This is a genomic window from Bacillus sp. 0102A (assembly GCF_036765155.1).
Classification (GTDB): Bacteria; Bacillota; Bacilli; order Bacillales; family Bacillaceae; genus Bacillus; species Bacillus subtilis_G.
Genome location: NZ_JBAIZW010000006.1, coordinates 159,013 through 184,838, shown reverse-complemented (window position 1 = coordinate 184,838; position 25,826 = coordinate 159,013). Strand labels below are relative to the sequence as shown.

Below are 25,826 nucleotides of genomic sequence, written 5' to 3'. Positions count from 1 at the left end.
ATATCTATTTCATTCTTAAATCATGTCCGCCTGATTTGTCCGCTTCTTTAGTGGGATTAAGGTTAAAATCGACTTCCCCTTGATGTTTCCCTCTTTTATTTAGGACTTCAAATCGCCCATGTTGTGTATCTAAAGCATAATATGTTTTACTTTTTGAATCGTAGTATACATCTCGTTTATTAATTGTGGATAGTTTAGAATCTTTTTTCCAGCCATTCTGTTTAGCAATCGGGGCTGCGGTTTCTCTTATAAAAGCAATTTTTTCATTGACGTTCATGCTATACATTTTCTTTTCAAAAGATGTAACATCTAAAGTACTACTGCTCGTAGATGATCTCCCACTATTTGATTGAAATAATACACTTTCTTTTTTTGATACATCTCTAAGACGTTCAGTGTTTAGTACATTATGGACATCTTGTATTTTTTGAAAGTCGCTCGCAAAAGCAAATTGATTTGTTCTATTAGTAAGCATGTTACTAAACATTCCAGATGTAGTAACAAGTGCTTCATTACTTTTTGTAATGGTTTTTTTTGCTGTGAGTGTTCCTAGCTTTCCAACTTTATCTATACCCTTTGTTCCAATAAGTGCTGTTACAACAGTGGCCAAGGAATAGGTGATCCAACGCGATCTTGACTCTGCGTCTCCGTTTACCATATCACGCTTCCATGAATCAGATAACGCTGCCCATATATTAATTCCCGTAAACGTAACTGTTGCGAGTTGTTGCGTGGGAGAGGAATTTAAAAATTTGTATACACTGTTAATTGTCTCTGGTGCATTTAAGATCATATCTTTCACACCCAGCGCAGTGTCTTTTCCAAAATCGTATAATCCCTCACCAATTCCTTTTAAAATTTTAGCATCCTGCTTAGCAGTTTCTAATTGTATCACATACTGTTGTTGATAAGGCTCAAGATTCTCATACCCAATCTTCTTCGTAATTTCTAAATACTCATCAGGATCGGACACACCATCCGCAAGTTTTTTCTTTAATTCTTCAATCTCGCGTTCCTTCGCTTCCTCTTTCTTAACCTTCAAGTAAGCATCCGTCCGCTTTTCAATGTCGCCTTTTTTCTTATGTATGTCACTCTCACGATATGCCTTGGCGTTGTAGTGGATAGGTGTGGCGTTTTTGCCTTTGCCTGTTGCCTCTTGGAGCTTTTGGAAGTCGGACTTGATAAATTGTTCGTTTGGTTCTGACAGGGCGTATTCTGTCTTCAGGTCTTCGTCCAAGGCATCCAATTTTTCCAGTGTTTTTTTGCGTTTGTCGTTGGCATCGGCCAGCTCGTCTTTGAAGGTTTCTGTTGAAAACAGGTCGAGCGGGATGATGTCGTCGATATCGTTTAAGATGTCTTTCATTGCTTTTTTCTGTTCGGACATGATGGACTTTGATGTTTTATGGGCGTTTGCCAGTTCGTGCTCCAGAAAGGATTCTTCGATGTATGCATCAGAGATGCCTTTGTCCTCCGCGGCTCCGGCGATGCTGTTGAAAAATGAGATTTTCATGTCGATGTAGTCAAGCCATTGGTCGGTGACACCGACGTGGTCGTGGTAGAAGGCTTTGATGTTGCTGGCGCCTTTTCCTGAGAATTCGCTGTCGCTAAGATCAGCGACGCTTTTTAACGCTTTTCTCAAGTTAATCATTTGCGTTCTTAGTTCTTTGTACTCTTTTGCACGGTCTGTCGCTTCCGAAAGCAGTGTTTTCGCTTCAAATACTTTCATGACCATTTCCCTTCTTTTATTCGCTCGATATCAAAATTTTACCACGGAGCAGGATGAGAACGGCTGTCGGAACTTGTTTTTTGAGAAAAATGAGACTTTTGATCCGTGTCTTTGTGCGTGGATTCTATTTCATATGGTAAACTTTTTGTAGCGAAGAAGTGTTAGCATAGTTAGATTGAGTAAAGGAGCAGCCCTATGTATCTCTATAAAGTAAACAATCAAAACCAAATCGAAGATATTCGTGAGAAACCGTTTAAAAAAGAAAAAGAGATTCAGGATTTATGTGAAGCCAATCTTCAGCAGATGTTGGGTCTCAGGTTTGTGAAATCCGAATTCAAGATCAGCACTTTCCGCATTGATACGTTGGCGTTTGATGATGAGACGAATGCTTTTGTGATTATCGAGTATAAAAATACGAAGAACTTTAGTGTTGTCGACCAGGGGTATGCTTATTTAGCGGCGATGCTTAATCATAAAGCTGATTTTATTCTTGAATACAATGAGAATCATGATCGTCCGTTAAAGCGGGATGATGTGGACTGGTCGCAGTCGAAGGTCATTTTTATTTCACCTGTTTTTACGGTGTATCAAAAGCAATCCATCCATTTTAAAGATCTGCCAATTGAATTGTGGGAGATGAAAAGATACGAAAATGATCTGATTCATATGAACCAAATGAAAGCGGATGGCGTATCCGAGTCGATTAAGACCATTTCGCGGCAAAGTGAGACCATTCAAGAGGTCAGTAAAGAAATTAAAGTGTTTTCTGAAGAGGAACACCTTGCAGATAAGCCGTTTGACACCACAGAGCTTTATCAGCAGCTAAAGGAGTTCATTTTAAATTTGGACGATCATATTTCAATCAAACCGACGAAGATTTATATCGCGTTTACGTCAAATAAGCGGAACTTCGTGGATATTTCTCTTTTAAAAAGCGGACTTAAGGTGTGGGTGAATATGAAAAAGGGAGAATTGCACGATCCGGAAAAGAGAATGCGCGATGTTTCTGAGACCGGCCACTGGGGAAATGGCGACTATGAGATTTTCATAAAGGACGACGAAAACATTGAATATATCATGGGATTGATCAAGCAATCCTATGAGCAAAATAAGTGAGGGCTTCCATTGAGGAGTTCTTTTTTTACGGGGTTACAAGGGAAATGTACAGAGTATGTTGAAAACGATATAGAGTTCTGAACCATATACTGGGAGTTGTTTGTATGAAAAAGCGTTTTATACTATTGGGCTTGTGCGCAAGTGTTTTTATGTTGGCTGTATATATTTATTTTCAAAATAAGAATACGCATCCTGTCCAGTCTTCCGCCATACACCCCGAAGAAGACCGCATCTTTTTTATTTACTCCAATCCTTTCATCAAAGAAAGCACGCTGCTTTCGACTTCAACAGGCGACAGGTTTAATAGGCGCATGTTCAAGGTGGCGGATGTGCCTTACATTCAAACGAAATCTTGTTCATCAAAAGACATTGTATTATTAGCGGAACACGAGTCCTATTATTACACGCTGGAGGAGGATGTGATCAAAGAGCATCCGCTATCAGATCCATTTGCGTTTTGGTATGAGGGGAAGGATGTCTCTGTTAAGGCGTATAACGTTGATACGACGGGGAATGAGATACATATAAACGATAGAAAAACGGAAAAGGAATATAGTCTTACCTTGCCTTCGCTTGTCACGATGGGTTCTAATGATGAGAACTATATTTATATCATCCAAAGCATGTCTCTTTATGTGATCGATAGAAAAACAGAGGAAATTGTTAAGACTCTGGGTTTAGCCTCGAATGCAGATCAATTTGCAGATTCAGCCGAGTTTATTGTCGCGAGCTCGGAGCACAAACTGAGTGTTATTGAAAAAGGGACATGGAAGACGACATATATTCCGTATCCTGATGATCTTGAATACGCTGATACCGTGTACTATGACAAAGAAAGCGGCCATTTTTACGTGACGTATGAAGACAAAGAGGGTGAGGCTAACTTGCTGGAATATGGGAAGGATTTTTCTTTTCGGACATACGGCTTGAAATTCCCTTACATGGAGGCGAAGTTTAAGGGGAATCAACTGTATATAGTTGCCCAGGAAGAGCATAAGAAGGGCATTGGCGGGTACGTGAGTGTGTTTGATATTAAATCTAAGAAGAAGCTTTATCAGTTTGATTTGCCTGAGGAACAGGTGAAGGTTCAGGATTTTGTTGTGGTTGATTAAGCTCATTCAGTCTTTTTTTCCTTCTGTAAAAATGAAATGTATTTATAAAATAAGAAAGCTACTATGCGGGGAGTAGAAAGAAAAACAAAGTGATTATCAGATGGTATAGGACCAAGGCTATAATTATCATATGTGGGATGCATTGCTAAATGAGATTTACCGTGTGCTGCAAAAGTAGCTTTCTGATTCAGAAATGGATACTTTGCGCATGGAGCAGCGCCAATGTATAAAGGATAGAGATGCGGCGGCAGATCAGCATAAAAGAAGAAGGCGGTTCATTAGTACGCGTCAATAAGGTGATGGAATTGGAAATGCGGCGAAAGAACGCTGTTACGAACTGGTAAATACTTATATGAAATAAAACGAGGGGCCTATGCCGCAACGTACCAGTGTTGCGGACATAGGTCTTTTTTGTTGATAAGGGAGTCATGTTTTACAGGCAGGGGGAACGGATATGGTATAAATGAAATCATTCTTGAGGAGGTTTACGAATGGCATATGAACAATATCAATCGCTGGTCGAGACGCTGCACGACTGCATGGTGGCATGCAACCATTGCTATGACGCCTGTTTAAAAGAAGAAAATGAAAATATGATGGCGGATTGCATTCGGCTGGACCGGGAATGTGCTGATATTTGTGCGTATGTTGCGCAAGCGATTGTAAGAGGCACGCCGTTTGTTTCTGAGCTGACACAGGCTTGTGCGGCGATTTGTGAGGCTTGCGGAAATGAATGCAAAAAGCATGACAAAGAGCATTGTCAGGATTGCGCCGAGGCTTGTTTTTCCTGTGCCGAGGCTTGTAAACAGGCGGTTTAACAATGAGGGTATGAACAAGGGCTTGAAACAGTTAGATTAGACTGTTTCAAGCCTTTTTTATTCAGATGGAGAATTTTCTTTTTTATCAATATACAGAGTGCCGTCTGTTTGAACTTCTGCGTAAAATACTTCTTTAGGATGTTGGATGCCGTATTCTTTTAGCCGGTCCATCAGCCATTGTTTGTTCAGATTCAATTTTTTCAGGTTGTCTTCTCTCACTTTCCCATCGGCTATGACTGAAGCGGGATGGGAAACCTTCGCATTTTCTCCTTGAACGTTCATATCCTTTTTCGTCACGTTTTGTTTTGCTTCCTTTTTCAGGACGGATAGACTGCCGTCCGTTTCAAAAATGGCATAATCGACATCGGCTAAGGAAAATATATTTTTTTTGCGCAGTAAGGTTTGTAAAGCATCGAGATCAAGACGGACGCTTCTTAACTGCTTATCCATTATTTTACCTTTTCTTATTAAGATGACCGGCTGCCCTTCAACCGCATACCGAATTGCAGGGAACTTAATATCCAGAAATCCGACGATGAGTGTAAAAACGGTCCAGGCAATCAGGGCGATGAATCCATTTCTGATGCTGATGGTGGAGTTAATGGCAAGCGATGCTCCGATGGTTCCAATGGAAATGGCTGAAACAAAGTTGAAAAAGGTCAGCTGGGCGATTTCTTTTCTGCCCATCAGTCTTGTTAATACCAACAAGGTGATAAAGGCGATAATCAGCCTAATGATCAGTTGAGGAATAGGCATTGGCGAAAGCTCCTTTTATATAGATTCGATTCATATGTTTTTTATTTTCATCATTTTTTGGGAAAACAATGCACCATTTTTTCAATCGTTCATAGCCTATACAGACAATAAAGGAGGGATTTTCATATGAAACTTCCTGCCGCAGATCTGGGGATAATGGCAGAGCATTTGAGCACCCATGAAGGTGTGATTTCTAAGCTGAAAGCATACGGATCTGCTGTTCGGCATCGCGATTTGAGGGATTTGCTCCACCTGCATGCGAATCTGTTAAGAACTCATGTTACGGCGATGTTGGCGCTGATCAATCCGGATCAAACGAGTGAGGTGCATTTGCCTGAAATGCCGTATGTTCATTTTCACCAGCATTCAGGGGCTCTTTCGGCTGCTGAAAAAGATATCGCTCTTGAGGCTAGGTCGACCGCAAAACTCATGGGAAGCGATAATTTTAATTCTGCATTAATGATGAAACATCCTAACGTGAGGAATATTCATCTTCAAATGTCTTTCCAAGATGCCGCGCTGCAAATGCTCTACACCCGTCTTATCAGAAGAGGAAATAGTGAATTTGTTCCGATAGCCAGTGAGCAAATGCAGCGGCTGACACTGCAACGCTATCAGCATGTCGGGAATGAGTGAACCGTAGGCGAAAGCTTTTCCAAACAATCAAAAGGAAAGGCTTTTTTGAGTAAAACATACATAAAAGGGAACACCAGATGATGAGTTATTTTTCAGGAGGTGCTATTGCTTGGACATGCTTCAAAAAGAAATTCAGATTGGGCAGCACAGGTTGTTTTATCGGACTGCAGGTGCCGGAAGCAAAAACATTTTGCTGTGACATGGAAACAGAATCCGGTACGATTTCTCTGTCAGGCACTATTGTTTGGAAAAAACGAATTGACAGGATGAAAAAACAATTTATTCCTTTTGTATTGTTTTCAAATTTTTGGATTGATAAAATATGACATATCTTACATAGAGGGAGGGAAGTCGTTGAGTCAAGCCATACCGTCTTCGCGTGTTGGTGTTAAGATTAATGAATGGTACAAGATGATTCGTCAATTTAGTGTGCCGGATGCTGAGATTCTCAAAGCGGAGGTGGAGCAGGACATTCAGCAGATGGAAGAGGATCAGGATTTGCTGATCTATTATTCTCTCATGTGTTTTCGGCACCAGCTGATGCTGGATTATTTGGAGCCGGGACAAACATACGGGAATCGCCCTACAGTGACAGAGCTTCGGGAAACGATTGAAACTCCTCAGAAAAAACTCACAGGCCTTTTGAAATACTACTCTTTGTTTTTCCGCGGCATGTATGAATTTGATCAAAAAGAATATGTGGAAGCGATCGGGTTTTATCGCGAGGCGGAGAACGAGCTGCCGTTTGTGTCAGATGAAATCGAGAAAGCGGAATTCCATTTTAAAGTGGCGGAAGCGTATTACCATATGAAGCAAACCCATGTGTCGATGCATCATATCCTTCAAGCTTTAGACATTTATCAAAAACATCCTCTATACAGTGTTAGAACCATACAAAGCTTGTTTGTGATCGCCGGCAACTATGATGACTTCAAGCATTATGACAGAGCGCTCCCGCATTTAGAAGCGGCGCTGGGATTAGCAATGGACATCCAAAACGACCGGTTTATCGCCATTTCTTTGTTGAACATCGCGAACAGCTATGACAGATCAGGAAACTATCATATGGCGATAGAACACTATCAAAAAGCGGCGAAAGTAATCAGAAAAACGGTACCTGATCTGCTTCCGAAAGTCTTGTTAGGTTTAAGCTGGACACGATGTAAAGCTGGCCGGATACAAGAGGCGTTTCAGTCAATAGAAGAAGGATTAGCACAAATCACAACATATCCGCAACTGACGTCTTATAAATTCTATAAAGAATTATATACGTTCTTGCAGGCCGTGTACAAAGAGGCTGTTGATGAAAGCAAAATTCATGATCTTTTAAACTATTTTGAAAAAAAGAACCTGCACGCTTACATTGAAGCATGTGCCCGAAGTGCTGCCGCTGTTTTTGAGAGCCGCTGTCATTTTGAACACGCTGCCGCGTTTTATCGAAAAGTGCTGAAAGCCCAAGAAGATATTCAAAAAGGAGAGTGTTTATATGCTTATTAAGAAAAAAGTGATGATGTGCCTTGCTGTTACCCTGATTTGCGGAAGTATCTCGGTTCCTTTCCTGACAAAGCCCGGCGATTTTAAGGAATCAACGGATCGAAACACGACGTATATCGATCATTCCCCTCAAAATAGTATTGCTGATCAGGAGAAGAAAGCCCTTAGCTAGGGCTTTTTTCTTGCTTTACGGAAGAAGTTCATCCTTTTACACCGCGGCATTCCTTCTATTTCTAACGCAAGACACTCGAAACAACCAAACCATTTGAGGTATAATGGATAAAGTGAATAACAATATGTAGATAGATATATATGAAAGAGAGTGGAGCATCATGGGCCGTAAGTGGAACAATATTAAAGAGAAGAAGGCGTCTAAAGACGCGAATACGAGCCGGATTTATGCAAAGTTTGGCCGTGAGATTTATGTGGCGGCGAAGCAGGGCGAGCCTGATCCGGAATCCAATCAGGCGCTGAAAGTTGTGCTTGAGCGCGCGAAGACGTACAGCGTGCCGAAAAATATTATTGAGCGTGCGATTGAGAAAGCGAAGGGCGGAGCGGAAGAGAATTTCGATGAGCTTCGTTATGAGGGCTTCGGACCGAACGGATCAATGATCATCGTTGATGCGCTGACGAATAATGTAAACCGTACGGCGCCGGAAGTGCGTGCGGCGTTCGGGAAAAACGGCGGAAATATGGGTGTAAGCGGATCTGTCGCTTACATGTTTGACGCGACAGCAGTTATCGGTGTGGATGGCAAAACAGCTGATGAAGCGCTTGAAATTCTGATGGATGCCGATGTCGATGTCCGTGACATTTTAGAAGAAGATGAGAGCGTCATCGTATATGCGGAGCCGGATCAATTCCATGCGGTGCAGGAGGCGTTTAAAAACGCGGGCGTTGAGGAATTTACTGTTGCCGAGCTGACGATGCTTGCGCAAAGTGAAGTGACGCTTCCGGATGATGCGAAGGAACAATTTGAAAAATTGATTGATGTATTAGAGGATTTGGAAGATGTTCAGCAGGTGTACCACAACGTTGATTTAGGAGAATGAGAAAAAAGCAGGCTGTGATGGCCTGCTTTTTTCTTGTCCCCTGAATTTGTATGAGCTGTATATGGGCGGCCGCCTATACGATCTGTAAGGTATTCTCATATTCTGGACTGTAACCTATGTGAAGGAGAGAGTGAATATGACTGATACTGATACAAGACAGATCTATGGCGGACCTGGTTTTGGTGTTTCTCCAGGCTATGGTATCGGCCGTCCGGGGGTTAACATGTACGGAGGACTAGGCTACCCGGGTTACGGCATGCAAAGCGGAGGCTACCCGGGTTACGGCATGCAAAGCGGAGGCTACCCGGGTTACGGCATGCAAAGCGGAGGCTACCCGGGTTACGGCATGCAAAGCGGAGGCTACCCGGGCTACGGCATGCAAAGCGGAGGCTACCCGGGCTACGGCATGCAAAGCGGAGGCTACCCGGGCTACGGCATGCAAGACGGAGGTTACCCGGGTTACGGCATGCAAGGCGGGGGCTACCCGGGCTACGGCATGCAAGACGGAGGCTATCCGGGCTACGGCATGCAAGGCGGGGGCTACCCGGGCTACGGCATGCAAGGCGGAGGTTACCCGGGCTACGGCATGCAAAGCGGAGGCTACCCGAGCTATGGCATGTACCATGAGAATGATGGGAATCCACATCATCAAGAGGATAATCCCCATTATCATGAAGGAAAAGATAATCACCACCATATGGGCCACTGGGGAAAAGACGGCTATAAATAAAGATGATGTAAAAAGGGACACTCTTGCAGACCAAGGGTGTTTTTTATCTTTTAATTGAAATGAAAAAGCTCAGCCGCGTTTTCGGTCATAATCATACCTCCTGCCTCATACCTATTAAGGTCATTGTATTTTAGAAAGGAGGAGCGGGAATGAAGGATATGCAGCCGTTTACGCCTGTTAAATCATACACGCCCTTTCACAGCCGTTTTGATCCCTGTCCGCCCATAGGGAAGAAATATTACAGAACGCCGCCTAATCTCTATATGACCTTTCAGCCTGAGCATATGGAGCAGTTTTCGCCGATGGAGGCTTTAAGGAAAGGCACCCTTTGGAAGGATCTCTATGATTTTTATGAAAACCCTTATCGAGGGGGAGACGCCCATGGCAAAAAAGGTTGATGCCGAGTATTACCGTCAGCTTGAGCAAATTCAAGCTGCAGATTTTGTGCTTGTTGAGCTGAGCCTTTATTTAGATACACATCCTCATGATGAAGACGCGCTGAAGCAATTCAATCAATATTCCGGTTATTCAAGGCACTTAAAAAGAAAGTTCGAATCCTCTTACGGACCGCTTTTGCAGTACGGCAACAGCCCCGCGGGCGAGGATTGGGATTGGAATCAAGGGCCTTGGCCGTGGCAAGTATAAGGAGGAATGCCTGAATGTGGGTGTATGAAAAGAAGTTGCAATACCCTGTTAAGGTCAGTACGTGCAATCCGACGCTGGCGAAATATTTGATTGAGCAGTATGGCGGAGCGGACGGCGAGCTGGCCGCGGCTCTCCGTTATTTGAACCAGCGGTATACGATTCCTGATAAAGTCATCGGCCTTTTAACGGATATCGGCACGGAGGAGTTTGCCCATTTGGAAATGATCGCGACCATGGTGTATAAACTGACGAAAGATGCGACACCGGAGCAGCTGCGTGAAGCGGGACTTGGCGAACATTACGTGAATCATGACAGCGCGCTGTTTTATCATAATGCGGCGGGTGTGCCGTTTACAGCGACTTATATTCAGGCGAAGGGCGATCCGATTGCCGATTTATACGAAGACATTGCGGCAGAAGAAAAAGCGCGGGCGACGTATCAATGGCTGATAGATATCTCCGATGATCCTGATTTGAATGATTCCCTGCGTTTTTTGCGTGAGCGTGAAATTGTGCATTCCATGCGCTTCAGAGAAGCGGTTGAAATTTTAAAAGAAGAGCGGGATAAAAAGAAGTTTTTCTAACGGGCAGCCGGGCCTCTCTTTCATGCACCCCTTTTACATACAGAGAAAATGTCTGTTTTTGCTGGAAGGTCTGCATTATAATCAAGGTGTGTGCAAGCTTACTTTTGGATTGGGAGGCCTTTATGTCATCTTTTAAGATTACGAATGAAACACTAGCTGATGGAATTTGTGCGTGTCCGGCCGTGTATGAGGATGCAGAGTCGATTACTGGACTGCTTGTCCGAACAGCTGAATGGCTCCGGGACCGGGGCTCTAACCAATGGAGCGGACTGCTGGAAGGGCAAGATACACACGATATCATGGGTTCAATTGAAAATGGACATGTGTTTGTGTTTAAAAAAGGTGAAGAGCTTGCGGCTGTCGTGATGCTGTTGCCGGAAGCGAGCGAGTGGGATCAGACGCTTTGGGGAGACGATGGGCATGAGGCGTCCATTTATTTGCATCGTCTGGCGGTCAGCCGCCGGTTTGCGGGACAAGGACTTGGGGCGCGCGTTCTTCATTGGGCGGAGACGGCTATTGACTATCCGGGGAAAACACGGATTCGGCTTGACTGTGTTGCTGATAATGACGCCTTACACTCGTTTTATCGGCGTATGGGATATGAGTTCATGGGTGCTGATGCATCCGGTTATCATTTATTTGAGAAAGAGCTTGCGGCAGAATAAGCGTCCTTTACAGGAGGCTTTTTTGTCTTTTTCTAAAAAGGGGGGACATGGAGTGTGGTTACTTGTTTTTGTGATAGGGATCGTAACCGCTTGTCTGTTCGCTAGCGTATCCGTTTTTGTACGGGGGAAGCTTCCTGACAAAAGGTGGCCGGAATGGATATTGGCCGGGCTGATTGTCCTTGGTGTGCTTGCGATCTGGTACAGCCTCGTGTATGTACGCGGCTGGGAGGGGGCTGCGCTCGGCATGCTTGGATTTCAGGTCATTTGCGGAGCTATTGCTGGATATTTGATCGAAAAGGCCATTCGGCGATACAGGAAAAGATAAGGGCGTCTGCTGTCTCAAAAGATGTCGAATTTTTCACGAGGCGGCAGGAATTTTCTTTCGAAAAGAGAAATACATATTACTTTAAAATGAAAGCGTTTTCTGGATCAGGAAGGTGATGTTAATGATACACAGTGTGACGAATGGGCTGAATCGTTTTTGTACGTGGGTGATGAGACTGGCCTATTTGAATGTGCTTTGGCTCTTGTTTTCTCTTGCGGGTCTGGTTGTGTTTGGATTGATGCCCGCTACTGCCGCGATGTTTTCAGTGGCGAGAGAATGGGCGAAGGGGAACACGGATGCACCGGTGTTTTCTGTCTTTTTTCGGGCGTTTCAAAAGGAGTGGAGGGCAGCGCAGCTCCTCGGGCTCATGCTTGTGACGTCCGGCCTGTTTCTGTTTGCGGATATGCGGATTGCGGCTCAGATGAATCAGCCTTTGCTCGTCAATGTGTTCCTGAGCATCAGCTTGATTTTCGCGTTTGTTGTGCTGTACGTGTTTCCGGTGTTTTCTCATTTTGATGTGAAAATCAGAGAAGTGCTGAGCATCAGTTTTTTGATTGCCTTCAGCCGTCCGGCGGTGACGCTCATGATGGCGGCGGGCGCTGTCGGTGTGTTGTTTCTCGTGCTTTTTCACGTTGTGTTTCTGCTGTTTTTCAGCGGGAGTTTACTTAGCCTGATCTTAACGAAGCTATCTTTTAAAGCGTTTCGGTCAATGGATCAGCGTCAGGAGAAAGAAAAGGCGGCATGAAAAAAAGAGCTGCTGGCTGGTACAGGCGGATGAAGATTAGGGATAAGCTGTTTGTGTTTCTATCTATGATTATGGCCGTGTCCTTTCTGTTTGTATACAGCGGGGTGCAGTACGCCTTTCATGTGTATGATGAGCAGATTTACCGCAAGTCGTCGGAGGTGCTGCGGATGTCTTCTGAAAGGATCGAAGACGAACTGAAAAAGATAGAGGATGTGTCATATGAAATCATTACGAACGAACAGATTCAGCGCATCCTGATGACGCAAAATCGTGATGATACGTACGATCAGTATCAAATGAAGCAGGAGCTGTGGGATCAGCTGGCGGAATATGCCGGCGATGAAAAGTACATCGATTCCATTCATTTGATTGACGCCCGCGGCTCAGAGTATTCAGCCGGAAGCAGTTCCTCAGATCTTTTGAAGCAGCAGCAGAAAGAGGTGTTTACACGAGCCAAAGCGAAAAATGGAAGAAATCTTTGGATGACGCTCGGCGGTTCAGATCCTGTCCTCATTTCAGCGCGGCAGATCAGATCCTATCATCAGCTGAGTTTGAACGGTTTGGGCATGGTGCTGATTCAAGTCAATGTGAAACAGATGATTCGTGATTTGCCAAAGGATTGGGGCGATGCGGTCGGAGACATCATGATCGCCGACCAAGGCGGGAATTTGGTGTACTCGGCACATGCTTCGGTGTTGGCGTCTGAGGCGGCAAAGGAGACGCTGAAGCACCCTGGTTATGACCTGATAAAAAAGAATGGCAAACGTTACTTTATTTCTTTCCTTCAATCATCCTATCAAAATTGGAGCTACTATAACGTCATCCCCTTTGATCAGATGTTCGAAAAAATTTCCTTTATGAAAACGGTGATCGGCACGTGTTTTCTCCTGTTTTTCTGTGCGGTGTTGCTTTTCGGAAGAAAAATCGCCAACAGCATCACGGAGCCGATTGAGCAGCTTGTGTCCGCTATGAAATCGGTGCAGGACGGCGGCATTGAGGCTGGGGTATCGCTTTCTCTGCCGGAACATACACAGGATGAGGCCGGCATGCTGAACCGCCATTTTACTGTCATGATGAAACGGATTAACGAGCTTATGGAAGAAAATGTGGAAAAGCAGCTCATCATTAAAGAAACCGAATTGAAGGCACTGCAAGCCCAGATCAACCCGCACTTTTTATATAATACGCTCGAGTCCATCAATTGGCTGGCAAAGGCGAATCAGCAAAAACAAATTTCAAAAATGGTGGAATCGCTCGGCTTTCTGCTGCGAAACAGCATTCATATGAAAAAAGATACAGTGACCATTCAGGAGGAGGCGGACATCGTTCTTCACTATATGACCATTCAGCGGTTTCGATTTGAAGAGCGCCTGAATTTCACTTTGGATATCGACGAAGAAGTAAAGCATTGCCTTATTCCGAAACTGACGCTTCAGCCGCTGGTCGAAAATGCGATTCAATACGCGCTTGAGCCCTTCACCAGGCCGTGCGCCATCCGCCTTCAGGCGAAAAAAATGAAGAACTGTGCCTGTATTACGGTCGAAGATAACGGTCCCGGCATGGATGAACAGATTCTCGAAACATCGAGCGGAAGAGGAATCGGGCTTTGGAATATTCGTGAACGCATCAAGCTGACATTCGGAGAGCCGTACGGCTTGCGCATTTATAGTGAGCAAGACAAGGGAACGAGGATTGTGATCACAATACCGTGCCGAAATGAGGTGGCGTGATGTATAAGATACTGCTGGCTGATGATGAGAGGATTATTCTTGACGGAATGGCGGGAATCATTGAGTGGGAGGCGCTTGGCGCTTCATTGATCGGCAAAGCGCAGAACGGGAATGAAGCGTATGACAAAATCTTAAGCAAAAAGCCGCATATTGTCATCACAGACGTGAAAATGCCCGGTATGGACGGGCTTGAGCTGATTAAGAAGGTGTCAGCCGTCAGTCCGTCGGTTCAATTTATCGTCTTATCCGGGTTTGGAGAGTTTGAGTACGCGAAGGAAGCCATGAAATACGGGGTAAAGCATTATTTGCTGAAGCCCTGCAATGAACAGCAGATTATCAGCTCGCTGGAAGAGATCATGGCCGAGCTGAAGCAGTTCGATGTGCGGAAAAAGAGAACCGCTCATCTGAAGCATGAGCTCGATCATATCCGTTCCTTTGCCGCCGATCAATACTTGGAGGGCTTGATCGCCGGTGTAGCCCAGTTGTCACCGCTGCCTTCACTTGTCGGAAAAAAGGTCCGCCTCCTGATTTTAAAAGGGGAACAATCTGTTGATGCTGCGGCTAGAGAGGCATTCGGTTCGGCGCTGACAGCCGTTTGCAGCAGCGGGGAATGGACGGTGCTCGCCGTGGAGGAAAACGCCGCTGAAAAGGCGGCGGACGTTTTCGGGGACTATCGGATGGCAATCAGCCAGGCGGGGGAACTCCGGCACGCGGGGCAGCTGTTTCGGGACACCGTCGAAACGTCTGGTGACCTGCACGGGAGCGCAGTGATTTCGAAAATGATCAGGCTTGTTGCCGATGAGCTCGGAAATCCGAATCTGTCCTTAAAATGGGCGGCGAAGGATATGCTGTTTATGAATCCTGATTATCTGGGAAAATTATTTAAACAGGAAAAAGGCGAGAAATTTTCCCAATACGTGACGCGAGTGCGTCTTGAGCATGCGATGAAGCAGATGAAAATCAGGCGGGACGCGAGTGTCTCAGAAATCGCGGAAGAAATCGGGTTTGGCGATAATCCGAAGTATTTCAGTCTCGTCTTTAAAAAATATACCGGTCTGACACCGTCAGAATTCAGAAAAAAACAGGGAGGCGCTTCCGCAGGATAGCCATCTCTGTTTTTTTTACTTTCCCCACTGTTTTTTGAGTGTTTCTCCCTATCTGAACGCTTTAAAATAAAATGTAAGCACTTACATTAAAGGGGGGATTGGTTTGAAGAAGATTTGTTACGTGCTGCTGTCGCTTGTCTGCGTCTTTTTTTTCAGCGGATGTTCTGCGGGTGAAGAGGCATCGGGGAAAAAAGAAGACATTACGCTCAGAATCGCATGGTGGGGCGGGCAGCCAAGGCATGATTATACAACGAAGGTAATTGAACTTTACGAAAAAAAGAATCCGCACGTCCATATTGACGCAGAATTTGCGAACTGGGATGACTACTGGAAAAAGCTCGCGCCGATGTCTGCCGCCGGCCAGCTTCCCGATGTCATTCAAATGGATACCGCTTATTTGGCACAATACGGCAAGAAGAACCAGCTGGAAGATTTAACGCCGTATACAAAGGATGGAACGATTGATGTCAGTTCAATCGACGAGAATATGCTGTCGGGCGGAAAAATTGACAATAAGCTTTATGGGTTTACGCTGGGCGTCAACGTGCTGTCTGTGATTGCGAATGATGATTTGCTGAAGAAAGCCGGTGCGTCCGTCAATCAGGAAAACTGGACGTGGGAGGATTACGAGAAGCTGGCGTATGATCTTCACGAACAAGCCGGCGTCTACGGCTCCAACGGCATGCATCCGCCTGATATTTTCTTCCCTTATTATTTGCGCACGAAGGGTGAGCGTTTTTATAAAGAAGACGGCACAGGCCTCGCGTATCAGGATGATCAGCTGTTTGTCGATTATTTTGAACGGCAGCTGAGGCTGGTGAAAGCGAAAACATCTCCAACGCCCGATGAAAGCGCACAGATTAAAGGGATGGAGGACGACTTTATCGTCAAAGGCAAGTCGGCGATTACGTGGAACTACTCCAATCAATATTTGGGGTTTGCCCAGCTGACAGACTCGCCGCTGTCTCTTTATCTGCCGCCGGAGCAAATGAAGGAAAAGGCGCTGACGCTGAAGCCGAGTATGCTGTTTTCGATTCCAAAAAGCTCTGAGCATAAAAAAGAGGCCGCGAAGTTTATTGATTTCTTCGTGAATAATGAAGAAGCGAACCAGCTGATCAAAGGCGAGCGGGGCGTACCGGTATCCGACAAGGTGGCGGACGAGATTAAACCGAAGCTGACTGAGGAAGAGGCCAACATTGTGGAATATGTAGAAACCGCTTCAAAACACATCAGCAAAGCCGATCCGCCGGAGCCTGTGGGAAGCGCGGAGGTCATCAAGCTGCTGAAGGATACGTCTGATCAAATTCTGTTTCAGAAGGTATCGCCGGAAAAAGCCGCCAAAACGTTCCGGAAGCAGGCCAATGAAATTTTAGAGAGGAATAATTGACGAGAAATGGGGCTGACGCAATGAAAAAAAGCCGGAGTATGAGAAAAGACAATCTGGCGGGATATGCTTTTATTTCTCCGTTTATTATCGGGTTCCTTTGTTTTACGGTGATTCCGATGGGAGCGTCCCTGTTTCTGTCCTTCACAAGCTATGACTTGTTTACGGCGCCGAAATGGATCGGGCTCAATAACTACAAGGAAATGTTTACGGGTGACGAAAAGTATTGGCAGTCGCTGAAGGTGACGTTTACGTATGTGCTTGCCGGGGTTCCGCTCCGCCTCGGCTTCGCGCTTTTTATCGCTGTCATTTTAAACAATGCATCAAAAGGAACGGCCATTTACAGAACGCTCTTTTATCTGCCTTCGATCATCGGCGGAAGCGTGGCCGTGGCGATTATGTGGCGCAATATTTTTGGCAATGACGGGGTCATCAATGCGTTGCTGTTTTTTGTGGGGATTGATCAAAAAATTCTTTGGTATCAGGACCCGACAAGCGCGCTGTGGACACTGATTTTGCTGTCCGTCTGGCAGTTCGGGTCATCGATGCTGATTTTTCTGGCCGGCCTGAAAAACATTCCGTCTTCGTATTTGGAAGCGGCCAGTGTGGACGGGGCAAATCGGGTGCAGCGTTTCTTTCAAATTACGCTTCCGATTCTCACGCCGATTATCTTCTTTAATCTAGTGATGCAGACGATTTCTGCTTTTATGACGTTTACACCTGCCTATATCATTTCAAAGGGCGAGGGCGGGCCGCTTGACGGGACGCTTTTGTATTCGCTTTATTTGTTCCAGCGGGCGTTTAACTATTTTCAAATGGGCTACGCATCGGCGATGGCGTGGGTCATGCTGATCATTGTCGGGCTGATTACGCTGATTTTGTTTAAAACTTCGGCCTATTGGGTTCATTACGAGTCAAAGGAGGAATGACGGATGGAGCCGGTCAACCAGCCTGTCAGAGAAGCCCCGGTTGTTGAGAGAAAAAAAGCCGGACGCTTCAGGCTCAAGCGCATACTGTTTCATGTTTTTACGGCATCGCTGGCGGTGTTATTGCTGTACCCGGTCATTTGGCTGTTTGTCAGCTCGTTTAAGGAAAGCTCCAGTATTTTTACAACCTCTCATTCTCTCATTCCCGACCCTTTTATTCTCAGCAACTATGCGGAAGGATGGAAGGGCATTGCGGGGCAGCCGTTTCTGACCTTTATTAAAAACTCGGCGATCATTGTCGGGCTGTCCACAATCGGCGCCGTCCTGTCATCGGCTGTCATTGCGTACGGATTTGCGCGCATCCCGTTTAAAGGAAAAGCGTTTTGGTTCGTCTGCATGATGGGGACGTTAATGCTGCCGCATGAAGTGCTGATGATTCCGCAGTATATTTTGTTTGCGAAATTAGGCTGGCTGAATTCTTTTAAACCGATTGTCGTTCCGCCATTTTTCGGGCATGCGTTTTTTATTTTTCTGATGATCCAGTTTATCCGGACGATTCCCGAGGAGCTGGATGAAGCGGCGAGAATCGATGGATGCGGGCGTTTTGCCTGCTTTTGGCGGATTATTCTGCCGCTGATTGCCCCGGCGCTTGCGACGTCTGCGATTTTCTCCTTCTATTGGAAGTGGGAGGAGCTGATTCAGCCGCTTTTGTACTTGAATAAACCTGAGCTTTACCCTGTTTCACTCGCGCTGAAGCTTTTCCTCGATACGGAATCAGCTTCGAACTGGGGTGCGATGTTTGCCATGTCGGCTGTCTCGTTATTGCCTGTGATTCTTGTCTTCTTTTTGTTTCAGAAGTATATCGTTCAGGGCATTAGTACGACCGGATTAAAATAAAAAGGAGTGTTGCAGATGGCACAGCTTATCTTTGATGAAGAAAAGGTCACATCCGTCATTGACCGGATTGTGAAAAGGACATTCCAAATGGATTTTGCATGGGATTGGCCGGGCGGCGTGGCATTTTACGGCGTGGCGGAGGCGTATGAAGCGACGGAAAACGAGGAGTATATCAATCTGTTAAAAACATGGGTTGATGAACAGCTTGAGGATGGGCTGCCGCCGCTTTCGATCAACGGAGTTTCCATCGGCCATACGCTTTTGTTTCTCCACAAGGTGACGGGTGATCACGTGTATTTGGAAACGGCGGGTGAGATGGCGGAATATGTGCTGCATAAGGCGCCGCGCTTTGGCGAGGGGATCCTTCAGCATACGGTTAATTCGACGGAATACGTGTTTCCTGAGCAAGCATGGGCGGACACGCTGATGATGGCAGGGCTGTTTATGCTGAGAATCGGGCGGGTGATGGAGCGTGAGGATTATTTTGAAGACGGTCTGCGCCAGTTCCACGGACATGAAGATGTGCTTCAAGATCCTGTCACAAATTTGTACTATCACGCCTGGGACAACAAAGCGCAAAATCATCTGTCGGGGATTTATTGGGGCAGGGCGAACGGCTGGGCCGCACTCACGATGGCGAAGGCGCTTCCCCTCATTGAGGTGACGCATCCTTCTTTTATGATCATTGACGGCTCTCTCAGAGACCAGCTGAGCGCGCTCGTCCGGCTGCAGGATGAATCAGGCCTCTGGCATACCATTTTGGATGATCCGGATTCGTATCTTGAGGTTTCGGCATCGGCGGGCATTGCATCTGCTCTTTTGCCGAACGGAAAGCTGTATACAAAATACGCGCAGAAATCGCTTGCCGCCATTTTGGATGCGGTGGAAGAGGACGGACGGGTCAGCAAGGTATCGGCCGGAACAGCCGTCATGAAAAATGCCGAAGGATACAAACAGGTGCCTTACAAACGAATACAAGGATGGGGACAGGGACTAGCGCTGACTTTTCTTGCTGATGTGCTAAGAACGAAAAAACGAGTGTATCAGTAAAGCGGCGGCGGGGGGAAAGGGATGAAAAAACAGCCTCAACAGAAGGAACGGGTTTCACGCTGGAAGGGAACGTATTTCAAAAGAAACTTTGTCTTCATTTTGCTGATTGCCTGTATTCCCGGATTGCTGACTGGCGGCGCTATCTATTTTCTTTCGATCGACAAGGTGGAGAAGGAACTGCAGAGGTCGCATGAAACACAGGTGGCGCGGGAAGTTAGCCGGATGGATGAAAAGCTGGGAGTGCTGGAGCTGACTCTCACCCAGATGGCATACGATTCTTCGCTGATGAATGGATTGGCAGAGAAGGATTTGGAGAAAGATTATACGTTCTCCTATCAATTAACGAAAAAGCTGTTTCTTTTACGGGACCAGCAGCCGCTGATCGAGCAGGCTTCCATCTTTCTGAACAGCCCCCGGCCTCTTGTGCTGAGCCCTGAATACAGCGCTTTGACAGAACAGGAGACGCTTCGCAAGTATCGCTCGCTGCTTGCCTCGGACAACAGTATTTATTGGAACCGATCCGGAAATCAAGCGATGCTGATCCAGCTCATTCCGGGTTTGGCGGAGAAACCGTTCGGCGCGATCATGCTGACGGTTGATCCGTTAGAAATGGAGTCGATCCTGCAAAGCTTGTCCCCTTATCCTGAGGGCAGTGCGCTGCTTCTGGACCAAAATCGGGAAGTGCTTTTTCAGGAAGGAAAAAAGGATTTAGAAAAGACTTTAATGGAAGAGATAAAAAAACAGCCGGACGAGAAAGGGCATTTTCAGATGGAATGGGGCGGCACGTTGTATTCCGTCTCCTTTGGAGAAATGAACCGCATGCATCAGCAGTGGACCTTTGTGTCAGCGGCGCCTCTTTCAGCCATTACAGCGCCGATGGTGTTTTTATCAAAAGTGATCATCGTCATGCTTGTCATTTGCATCGGCTTAGCGGTGTGCATGACGTGGTACGCAGCAAAAAAAATCTATCGCCCCATTCAGCATTTGCTTGGCTTGTTTACCGGGGGAGAGAAGAAAACATGGCAGGTGTCCGGGCAGGATGAATTCAAGTGGATTGAAAAGCGATGGCATGACCTATCCCTTGAAAGCCGGAAGCTTCAAGAGCAGCTCCTGCGGCAGACTCCCCATATGAAAAAGAGTTTTTTGCAGCACCTCTTGCAGGGCGATTTTTACTATGACAATGAGGCAAGTCTCAGATCACGAATGGAGGAGGCTGGATGGAACATCGGAGAAAGCGTGTTTCAGGTGCTTGATCTTCAGGTGACAGGGCTCCGCTGCGAAACAAGCATCTTCCGCGCCGGTGATGAACAGCTCGCTGTATTTACCCTGACCAATCTGGCCGAGGAGCTTGCGGAAAAACACTGTTTTCAGCCCTCCATTCTTGATATCGGCCGGCTTTCCGTCACCGTGCTTGTGATGAAAACAAACAGAGATGATCTGAGGGCGTACGTAACGGAGCTTGCACACCAATTTGACGATCTTACCGGATTACACCTGACCGGGACGATGAGCAGGAAGACGGAGCTCGTCGCGGAAATCTGTTCTTTATATCAGGATGTGAAAAGCGGAAAATCCCACAGGCGGTTTGCCAACCGGCATCAGGTGATTGATTTACAGGCCGGCTTCCCTCAGGATGAGCAGTCCGCCCCTTATTACCCTTTTGAGCTGGAAAAACAAATTGTTCGGGCCATCCGGCTGGAAAGAAAACAGGAAGCCGAGGACCTGATACGTGTCTGCATGGAGGAACTGGCGGAAAAGGCGGGCATAGACAGACAGGTGCACTCCGCCCTGATTCAAGTGTTTTCCCGCATTCAGGAGGATATTCTGCATTCCGGGCTCAATCCGAGCGAACTGTTTCAGCATCGGGATCTGCTTCTGGAGATTTCAGAATTGCGCGAACCTGGTGAAGCGGCGGCCTGGATGATGGATGCTGTCGTTACACCATACCTTTCCAAGCTTGAGGGCAGAAAAAACAGACAAGAAAAGCAGCTGGCGGAACGTGTGATGGCCATGATTCATGAACAGTATATGGCGGATCTTTCGCTGGAAAGCTGTGCCGATGCGCTTGGCATGAATTCATACACGTTAAGCAAGGCATTTAAGCAAGTAACCGGCATTAATTTTATTGAATATGTGACCCAAATCAGAATTGAAAAGGCGAAAGAGCTGCTGGTGAATACGAATAAGAAAATTCTTGACGTGTCAGAAGAAGTCGGCTACCGACACAATTACTTTAACCGGATTTTTAAAAAACAGGTCGGCGTGCCGCCGGGTGTCTTCAGGCAAATGTATCAGGAAACGCCGTGAAAGGAGAGGACATGTGATGGAGAAACCGATTCAAGTGTTTTTAGCGGGTGATTCCACCGTGAGTGACTGCCCGCCTCATGAAGCGCCGATGGCGGGGTGGGGGCAGGTATTCGGGCAATTGTTTTCCGAAGATGTAAAGGTGCGCAATCACGCCAAAGGAGGGGCGAGCACCAATTCTTTTGTGGAGGAAGGAAGACTTCAGGCGATTGCCGAGCGCATCACACAGGGCGATTATTTGTTTATTCAATTCGGCCACAATGACCAGAAACCACGGGGGACGCAGCCGTACTCTACGTTTCAGCAATTTCTCACCCTGTTTGCAGATACGGCACGCGAAAAGGGAGCGCATCCTGTGTTCGTCACATCAGTGCAGCGCCGCAGCTTTAATGAAAACGGGCGGATCGAGCATACGCTTGGCGAATATCCTGATGCGATGAAAGCACTGGCAAAGGAGCTTGCTGTGCCAGTGATCGATCTGCTAGAGAAAACAAAGGTGCTGTATGAAGCATACGGGCCGGAGGAGTCGAAGCGATTGTTCGTTTGGCTTCAGCCGAATGAACATCCGAATTATCCGGAAGGCATTGCGGACAATACGCATTTTTCGGAAGAAGGGGCAATGGAGGTTGCGAAGCTTGTGGCAGAAGGCATTGAGGAACTCTGCCTTCCGCTGAAGGACCATCTCGTGAGCCGGGAGGGAAAAGAAGATGTATAAGGAAGGTGCGTGCCTGTACCGTAACCCGCTCCGGTCAGCGAGCGATGTGAAGGACTGGCGTATGGAGGGAGGCGGACAGATTTCATTTGACGATCACCGCTTGCACCTGTCGCATGTTCAGGACGAAGCACACTTTGTCTATTGGTGCCCGGAAACCTTTCCGGACGGCATCATTGTGACGTGGGACTTCTCGCCGATTGAGCAGCCTGGACTGTGTATGCTGTTTTTTTCCGCCGCGGGGATTGGAGGCGAGGATTTGTTTGATCCAAGTCTCAAGAAAAGAACGGGAAAGTACCCTGAATATCATTCAGGAGACATCAACGCGCTCCACCTGTCGTATTTCCGCAGAAAATACGCGGAAGAAAGAGCGTTCCGCACCTGCAATTTAAGAAAAAGCCGCGGTTTCCACCTCGCCGCGATGGGAGCTGACCCGCTGCCTTCTCCAGACGACGCTGATTCTCCGTATCAGATGAAGCTCATCAAAGACAAAGGCTATGTGCACTTTTCAATCAATGATCTGCCCATTCTTGAGTGGACGGACGACGGCAGCGCACATGGGCCTGTGTTAACAAAAGGGAAAATCGGGCTCCGGCAGATGGCGCCCATGAAAGCCGCTTATCGAAATTTTGCTGTGCATCAAGCGGTGAGAAGATGAAGACGACGGTAACGGATGCGCTTTACGCAGGATGCGAAGCGGTGGTGAAAATCGCGTGGCTCAACGGGCTGTGGCTGTTGTTTACGCTTTTGGGCGGCGTTCTTTTTGGCTGGGCGCCGAGTACAGCCGCGATGTGTGCCGTCATACGGAAATGGCTGATGGGGCAAAAGGATGTCCCGGTGTTTCCGTTATTTCTCGATACCTACAAAAAAGAATTTCTCAAGGTCAATGCGATCGGATTGGCGTTTGCGGCTCTTTTGCTCATATTATCCGCGAACTATCATTATTTTTATGCCAGTACGGATTGGCTGTCGTTTGCCGTAACAAGCTGCACTTTGCTTGCTGGGTTTTTGTATATCATCGCGCTGCTGTATGTGTTTCCCCTTTATGTGCACTACCAGCTCCCGCTTCGTAAATATATTCCACAAGCGCTGCTGTATGGCGCCATGCGGCCGCTGACGACCGGCTGTATGCTGATGGGGTGTGGATTTGTCTTTTATTTGCTGTATATGCTTCCTGGCCTGATTCCTTTTTACGGCCCTTGTTTATTTGGGCTTGTGTCGATGTTTTTTGCTTTCAGGGGGTTTCAAAAGACGGAAGCCGAGCACCGTCAAGCTGGGTAACAAAAAAATGACAATCGCGCAAAAAAGTGCAGTGTCTGAAAAAGGCAGATGCAAAAAAGTGTAATTGAAGACCGCTCACAAAGCGCATAAAATCCAATTTAAGTAAGCGCTTACAAATAAATGAGAAGGAGCTGTCTGATGATTACTCGAAGGAAACGCATGTTTACCGCTGTGATGTTGCTGGTCTTGTTGGTGATGGGGGCCTCTGTATGTCCTGTGAAAGCTGAAGGGGCAGCGCGGCAGATGGAAGAGCTGAACCGGGGGCTTGTGGCAGTCAAGACGGACGGCGGCATTTTTGTCAGCTGGCGGTTTCTTGGCACTGAAAACGCATCTGTTTCGTTCAATGTGTACAGAGCCGGGCAAAAGCTGAATGCCGTACCTGTCAAAAGCACGAACTATGTAGATAAAAACGGATCGGCGGCCTCAACGTATACGGTTCGGGCTATCGTAAACGGAACCGAACAGGCGGCTTCTGAAAAAGCCCCCGTATGGGCGCAACCGTATCATTCCGTCCCGCTGGATAAACCGACTGGCGGCACGTCGCCAAAGGGTGAAGCTTACACGTACAGCGCCAATGACGCCAGTGTTGGCGATGTGGATGGCGACGGGCAATACGAGCTGATCCTGAAATGGGACCCGTCTAATTCAAAGGACAACTCACAGGATGGCTATACGGGTGACGTGCTGATTGACGCGTATAAACTGGACGGAACGAAATTATGGCGGATTAATCTCGGCAAAAACATCAGAGCGGGAGCGCACTACACCCAGTTTATGGTGTATGACCTTGATGGTGACGGAAAAGCGGAAGTGGCGATGAAAACGGCTGACGGGACAAAAGACGGCACGGGCAAAGTGATTGGAAATGCCAATGCTGATTACAGAAATGAACAGGGGCGTGTGCTTTCAGGCCCTGAATATCTCACTGTGTTTCAAGGTGCAACCGGGAAAGAGCTTGTCACAACAAATTTTGAACCGGCCCGCGGCAATGTGTCGGATTGGGGAGACAGCTACGGCAACCGGGTGGACCGGTTTCTAGCTGGGATTGCCTACCTCGACGGACAGCGGCCGAGTCTGATTATGACTAGAGGGTATTATGCCAAGTCCATGATTGTTGCCTATAACTTCAGAGGCGGTAAGCTTTCAAAACTGTGGACATTTGATTCCTCACAGCCGGGAAATGAAGCGTTTGCCGGACAGGGGAATCACAGCCTGAGCATTGCGGATGTTGACGGAGACGGTAAGGATGAAATCATCTTCGGCTCAATGGCTGTAGATCATGACGGCAAAGGCATATATTCGACTGGCTTGGGCCACGGGGATGCCCTCCATACTGGGGATCTTGATCCAAGTCGGCCGGGTCTTGAGGTATTTCAAGTTCATGAGGACAAAAACGCAAAATACGGTTTATCCTTCCGTGATGCGGCAACCGGAAAAATCCTTTGGGGCGTTCATGCAGGCAAGGATGTAGGCCGGGGCATGGCTGCCGATATCGACCCGCGTTATCCGGGACAGGAAGTGTGGGCGAACGGCTCTCTTTACACAGCGAAAGGGGTCAAAATCGGAAGCAGTGCTCCGTCCTCGACCAACTTCGGCATTTGGTGGGACGGCGATTTGCTGCGGGAACAGCTGGACAGTAACCGAATCGATAAGTGGGATTATCAAAACGGCGTATCAAAAAATGTGCTGACTGCATCAGGCGCAGCCTCCAACAATGGAACAAAAGCAACACCGGCGCTGCAGGCTGATCTGCTTGGGGACTGGCGTGAGGAAGTCGTGTGGAGAACGGAGGACAGCAGTGCGCTGCGCATTTACACGACGACCATTCCGACTGAGCACAGGCTGTACACGCTAATGCATGATCCTGTGTACCGGCTTGGCATCGCCTGGCAAAATGTCGCGTATAACCAGCCGCCGCACACAAGTTTCTTTTTAGGACACGGCATGGCGGAACAGCCAAAACCGAATATGTATACGCCATAAACAGAAAGGGAGGGAAGGAACGGGCTGCGCGCAGCCCGTTCCCATTAAA

27 protein-coding genes are annotated in these 25,826 nt (G+C 47.0%); 25 read left to right on the top strand and 2 right to left on the bottom strand.

Annotated features, from left to right (window positions below; translation table 11 throughout):
* Positions 1-4: 4 nt before the first annotated feature.
* Positions 5-1,726: a T7SS effector LXG polymorphic toxin gene (locus V6D41_RS15135; protein WP_442893070.1), complete on the bottom strand. Its 1,722-nt coding sequence runs from the start codon at positions 1,724-1,726 to the stop codon at positions 5-7.
* Between the two features lie 195 nt (positions 1,727-1,921).
* Here V6D41_RS15135 and V6D41_RS15130 point away from each other — a divergent pair, with 195 nt between their 5' ends.
* The 3 genes from V6D41_RS15130 (at position 1,922) to V6D41_RS15120 (ending at position 4,772) form a co-directional block, all read left to right on the top strand.
* Positions 1,922-2,842, top strand: coding sequence for a DUF5655 domain-containing protein (locus V6D41_RS15130; protein WP_333518760.1), 921 nt, complete (start codon positions 1,922-1,924; stop codon positions 2,840-2,842).
* 104 nt (positions 2,843-2,946) lie between these two features.
* Entirely contained in the window at positions 2,947-3,954 is a 1,008-nt protein-coding gene (locus tag V6D41_RS15125; protein WP_333518759.1) for a hypothetical protein, read from the top strand.
* Between the two features lie 491 nt (positions 3,955-4,445).
* Positions 4,446-4,772, top strand: a complete 327-nt coding sequence (locus tag V6D41_RS15120) for a four-helix bundle copper-binding protein (RefSeq protein WP_087992471.1) — start codon at positions 4,446-4,448, stop codon at positions 4,770-4,772.
* A 57-nt stretch (positions 4,773-4,829) separates the two neighbouring features.
* Here V6D41_RS15120 and V6D41_RS15115 read toward each other — a convergent pair whose 3' ends face one another.
* Complete coding sequence (locus tag V6D41_RS15115) at positions 4,830-5,528, bottom strand: DUF421 domain-containing protein (protein WP_333518758.1); 699 nt, start codon at positions 5,526-5,528, stop codon at positions 4,830-4,832.
* Positions 5,529-5,654: 126 nt separating this feature from the next.
* On the opposite strand from V6D41_RS15115, the gene V6D41_RS15110 reads away from it, so the two are divergent.
* From V6D41_RS15110 to rhgW, 22 genes are all read left to right on the top strand, one after another.
* The gene (locus tag V6D41_RS15110) at positions 5,655-6,164 is read left to right on the top strand and encodes a hypothetical protein (protein WP_333518757.1); all 510 of its coding nucleotides are present in this window, start codon (positions 5,655-5,657) and stop codon (positions 6,162-6,164) included.
* A gap of 354 nt (positions 6,165-6,518) precedes the next feature.
* Positions 6,519-7,661, top strand: coding sequence for a Rap family tetratricopeptide repeat protein (locus V6D41_RS15105; RefSeq protein WP_333518756.1), 1,143 nt, complete (start codon positions 6,519-6,521; stop codon positions 7,659-7,661).
* A complete protein-coding gene (locus V6D41_RS15100; protein ID WP_333518755.1) occupies positions 7,651-7,830 on the top strand; it encodes a phosphatase RapH inhibitor in 180 nt (59 codons plus the stop codon). Before V6D41_RS15105 ends, V6D41_RS15100 begins: the two co-directional genes overlap by 11 nt.
* Before the next feature lie 160 nt (positions 7,831-7,990).
* Complete coding sequence (locus V6D41_RS15095; protein WP_333518754.1) at positions 7,991-8,710, top strand: YebC/PmpR family DNA-binding transcriptional regulator; 720 nt, start codon at positions 7,991-7,993, stop codon at positions 8,708-8,710.
* A gap of 136 nt (positions 8,711-8,846) precedes the next feature.
* On the top strand, positions 8,847-9,440 hold the full coding sequence (locus tag V6D41_RS15090) for a spore coat protein (RefSeq protein ID WP_442893069.1): 594 nt from the start codon (positions 8,847-8,849) through the stop codon (positions 9,438-9,440).
* Between the two features lie 149 nt (positions 9,441-9,589).
* Positions 9,590-9,838: a spore coat-associated protein CotJA gene (cotJA, locus tag V6D41_RS15085; protein WP_003219489.1), complete on the top strand. Its 249-nt coding sequence runs from the start codon at positions 9,590-9,592 to the stop codon at positions 9,836-9,838.
* A complete protein-coding gene (cotJB, locus tag V6D41_RS15080; protein ID WP_010329138.1) occupies positions 9,822-10,085 on the top strand; it encodes a spore coat protein CotJB in 264 nt (87 codons plus the stop codon). Before cotJA ends, cotJB begins: the two co-directional genes overlap by 17 nt.
* Positions 10,086-10,099: 14 nt before the next feature.
* Entirely contained in the window at positions 10,100-10,669 is a 570-nt protein-coding gene (gene cotJC / locus V6D41_RS15075) for a spore coat protein CotJC (RefSeq protein ID WP_087992477.1), read from the top strand.
* 122 nt (positions 10,670-10,791) lie between these two features.
* The gene (locus V6D41_RS15070) at positions 10,792-11,334 is read left to right on the top strand and encodes a GNAT family N-acetyltransferase (protein ID WP_148963538.1); all 543 of its coding nucleotides are present in this window, start codon (positions 10,792-10,794) and stop codon (positions 11,332-11,334) included.
* 22 nt (positions 11,335-11,356) lie between these two features.
* Positions 11,357-11,659, top strand: coding sequence for a YesK-like family protein (locus V6D41_RS15065; RefSeq protein WP_333518753.1), 303 nt, complete (start codon positions 11,357-11,359; stop codon positions 11,657-11,659).
* Between the two features lie 115 nt (positions 11,660-11,774).
* Complete coding sequence (locus V6D41_RS15060) at positions 11,775-12,404, top strand: YesL family protein (RefSeq protein WP_333518752.1); 630 nt, start codon at positions 11,775-11,777, stop codon at positions 12,402-12,404.
* Positions 12,401-14,134: a cache domain-containing sensor histidine kinase gene (locus V6D41_RS15055; RefSeq protein ID WP_333518751.1), complete on the top strand. Its 1,734-nt coding sequence runs from the start codon at positions 12,401-12,403 to the stop codon at positions 14,132-14,134. Before V6D41_RS15060 ends, V6D41_RS15055 begins: the two co-directional genes overlap by 4 nt.
* Entirely contained in the window at positions 14,134-15,240 is a 1,107-nt protein-coding gene (locus V6D41_RS15050) for a response regulator transcription factor (RefSeq protein WP_333518750.1), read from the top strand. The genes V6D41_RS15055 and V6D41_RS15050 overlap by 1 nt, the downstream gene beginning before the upstream one ends.
* Before the next feature lie 103 nt (positions 15,241-15,343).
* Entirely contained in the window at positions 15,344-16,627 is a 1,284-nt protein-coding gene (locus V6D41_RS15045; RefSeq protein ID WP_333518749.1) for an ABC transporter substrate-binding protein, read from the top strand.
* Positions 16,624-17,553 carry a carbohydrate ABC transporter permease gene (locus tag V6D41_RS15040; protein WP_333518748.1) on the top strand — a complete coding sequence of 310 codons (930 nt, stop codon included), beginning with the start codon at positions 16,624-16,626 and terminating at the stop codon, positions 17,551-17,553. Before V6D41_RS15045 ends, V6D41_RS15040 begins: the two co-directional genes overlap by 4 nt.
* Positions 17,554-17,556: 3 nt before the next feature.
* Entirely contained in the window at positions 17,557-18,447 is an 891-nt protein-coding gene (locus tag V6D41_RS15035) for a carbohydrate ABC transporter permease (RefSeq protein ID WP_333518747.1), read from the top strand.
* Between the two features lie 15 nt (positions 18,448-18,462).
* The gene (gene yesR / locus V6D41_RS15030) at positions 18,463-19,497 is read left to right on the top strand and encodes a rhamnogalacturonyl hydrolase YesR (protein ID WP_148963545.1); all 1,035 of its coding nucleotides are present in this window, start codon (positions 18,463-18,465) and stop codon (positions 19,495-19,497) included.
* Between the two features lie 21 nt (positions 19,498-19,518).
* Positions 19,519-21,804 carry a helix-turn-helix domain-containing protein gene (locus V6D41_RS15025; protein WP_333518746.1) on the top strand — a complete coding sequence of 762 codons (2,286 nt, stop codon included), beginning with the start codon at positions 19,519-19,521 and terminating at the stop codon, positions 21,802-21,804.
* Positions 21,805-21,817: 13 nt separating this feature from the next.
* Entirely contained in the window at positions 21,818-22,516 is a 699-nt protein-coding gene (locus V6D41_RS15020; protein ID WP_333518745.1) for a rhamnogalacturonan acetylesterase, read from the top strand.
* The gene (locus V6D41_RS15015; RefSeq protein ID WP_148963548.1) at positions 22,509-23,171 is read left to right on the top strand and encodes a YesU family protein; all 663 of its coding nucleotides are present in this window, start codon (positions 22,509-22,511) and stop codon (positions 23,169-23,171) included. Before V6D41_RS15020 ends, V6D41_RS15015 begins: the two co-directional genes overlap by 8 nt.
* A complete protein-coding gene (locus tag V6D41_RS15010; RefSeq protein WP_333518744.1) occupies positions 23,168-23,794 on the top strand; it encodes a YesL family protein in 627 nt (208 codons plus the stop codon). The genes V6D41_RS15015 and V6D41_RS15010 overlap by 4 nt, the downstream gene beginning before the upstream one ends.
* A 138-nt stretch (positions 23,795-23,932) precedes the next feature.
* Positions 23,933-25,777: a rhamnogalacturonan lyase gene (gene rhgW, locus V6D41_RS15005; RefSeq protein WP_442893068.1), complete on the top strand. Its 1,845-nt coding sequence runs from the start codon at positions 23,933-23,935 to the stop codon at positions 25,775-25,777.
* Positions 25,778-25,826: the final 49 nt, after the last annotated feature.

What these genes read in the sequence shown, in the direction of transcription:
- V6D41_RS15135 (WP_442893070.1), bottom strand. Translation starts at nt 1,726, where the DNA reads ATGAAAGTATTTGAAGCGAAAACACTGCTTTCGGAAGCGACAGACCGT.
- V6D41_RS15130 (WP_333518760.1), top strand. Translation starts at nt 1,922, where the DNA reads ATGTATCTCTATAAAGTAAACAATCAAAACCAAATCGAAGATATTCGT.
- V6D41_RS15125 (WP_333518759.1), top strand. Translation starts at nt 2,947, where the DNA reads ATGAAAAAGCGTTTTATACTATTGGGCTTGTGCGCAAGTGTTTTTATG.
- V6D41_RS15120 (WP_087992471.1), top strand. Translation starts at nt 4,446, where the DNA reads ATGGCATATGAACAATATCAATCGCTGGTCGAGACGCTGCACGACTGC.
- V6D41_RS15115 (WP_333518758.1), bottom strand. Translation starts at nt 5,528, where the DNA reads ATGCCTATTCCTCAACTGATCATTAGGCTGATTATCGCCTTTATCACC.
- V6D41_RS15110 (WP_333518757.1), top strand. Translation starts at nt 5,655, where the DNA reads ATGAAACTTCCTGCCGCAGATCTGGGGATAATGGCAGAGCATTTGAGC.
- V6D41_RS15100 (WP_333518755.1), top strand. Translation starts at nt 7,651, where the DNA reads ATGCTTATTAAGAAAAAAGTGATGATGTGCCTTGCTGTTACCCTGATT.
- V6D41_RS15095 (WP_333518754.1), top strand. Translation starts at nt 7,991, where the DNA reads ATGGGCCGTAAGTGGAACAATATTAAAGAGAAGAAGGCGTCTAAAGAC.
- V6D41_RS15090 (WP_442893069.1), top strand. Translation starts at nt 8,847, where the DNA reads ATGACTGATACTGATACAAGACAGATCTATGGCGGACCTGGTTTTGGT.
- cotJA (WP_003219489.1), top strand. Translation starts at nt 9,590, where the DNA reads ATGAAGGATATGCAGCCGTTTACGCCTGTTAAATCATACACGCCCTTT.
- cotJB (WP_010329138.1), top strand. Translation starts at nt 9,822, where the DNA reads ATGGCAAAAAAGGTTGATGCCGAGTATTACCGTCAGCTTGAGCAAATT.
- cotJC (WP_087992477.1), top strand. Translation starts at nt 10,100, where the DNA reads ATGTGGGTGTATGAAAAGAAGTTGCAATACCCTGTTAAGGTCAGTACG.
- V6D41_RS15070 (WP_148963538.1), top strand. Translation starts at nt 10,792, where the DNA reads ATGTCATCTTTTAAGATTACGAATGAAACACTAGCTGATGGAATTTGT.
- V6D41_RS15060 (WP_333518752.1), top strand. Translation starts at nt 11,775, where the DNA reads ATGTTAATGATACACAGTGTGACGAATGGGCTGAATCGTTTTTGTACG.
- V6D41_RS15055 (WP_333518751.1), top strand. Translation starts at nt 12,401, where the DNA reads ATGAAAAAAAGAGCTGCTGGCTGGTACAGGCGGATGAAGATTAGGGAT.
- V6D41_RS15050 (WP_333518750.1), top strand. Translation starts at nt 14,134, where the DNA reads ATGTATAAGATACTGCTGGCTGATGATGAGAGGATTATTCTTGACGGA.
- V6D41_RS15035 (WP_333518747.1), top strand. Translation starts at nt 17,557, where the DNA reads ATGGAGCCGGTCAACCAGCCTGTCAGAGAAGCCCCGGTTGTTGAGAGA.
- yesR (WP_148963545.1), top strand. Translation starts at nt 18,463, where the DNA reads ATGGCACAGCTTATCTTTGATGAAGAAAAGGTCACATCCGTCATTGAC.
- V6D41_RS15025 (WP_333518746.1), top strand. Translation starts at nt 19,519, where the DNA reads ATGAAAAAACAGCCTCAACAGAAGGAACGGGTTTCACGCTGGAAGGGA.
- V6D41_RS15015 (WP_148963548.1), top strand. Translation starts at nt 22,509, where the DNA reads ATGTATAAGGAAGGTGCGTGCCTGTACCGTAACCCGCTCCGGTCAGCG.
- V6D41_RS15010 (WP_333518744.1), top strand. Translation starts at nt 23,168, where the DNA reads ATGAAGACGACGGTAACGGATGCGCTTTACGCAGGATGCGAAGCGGTG.
- rhgW (WP_442893068.1), top strand. Translation starts at nt 23,933, where the DNA reads ATGATTACTCGAAGGAAACGCATGTTTACCGCTGTGATGTTGCTGGTC.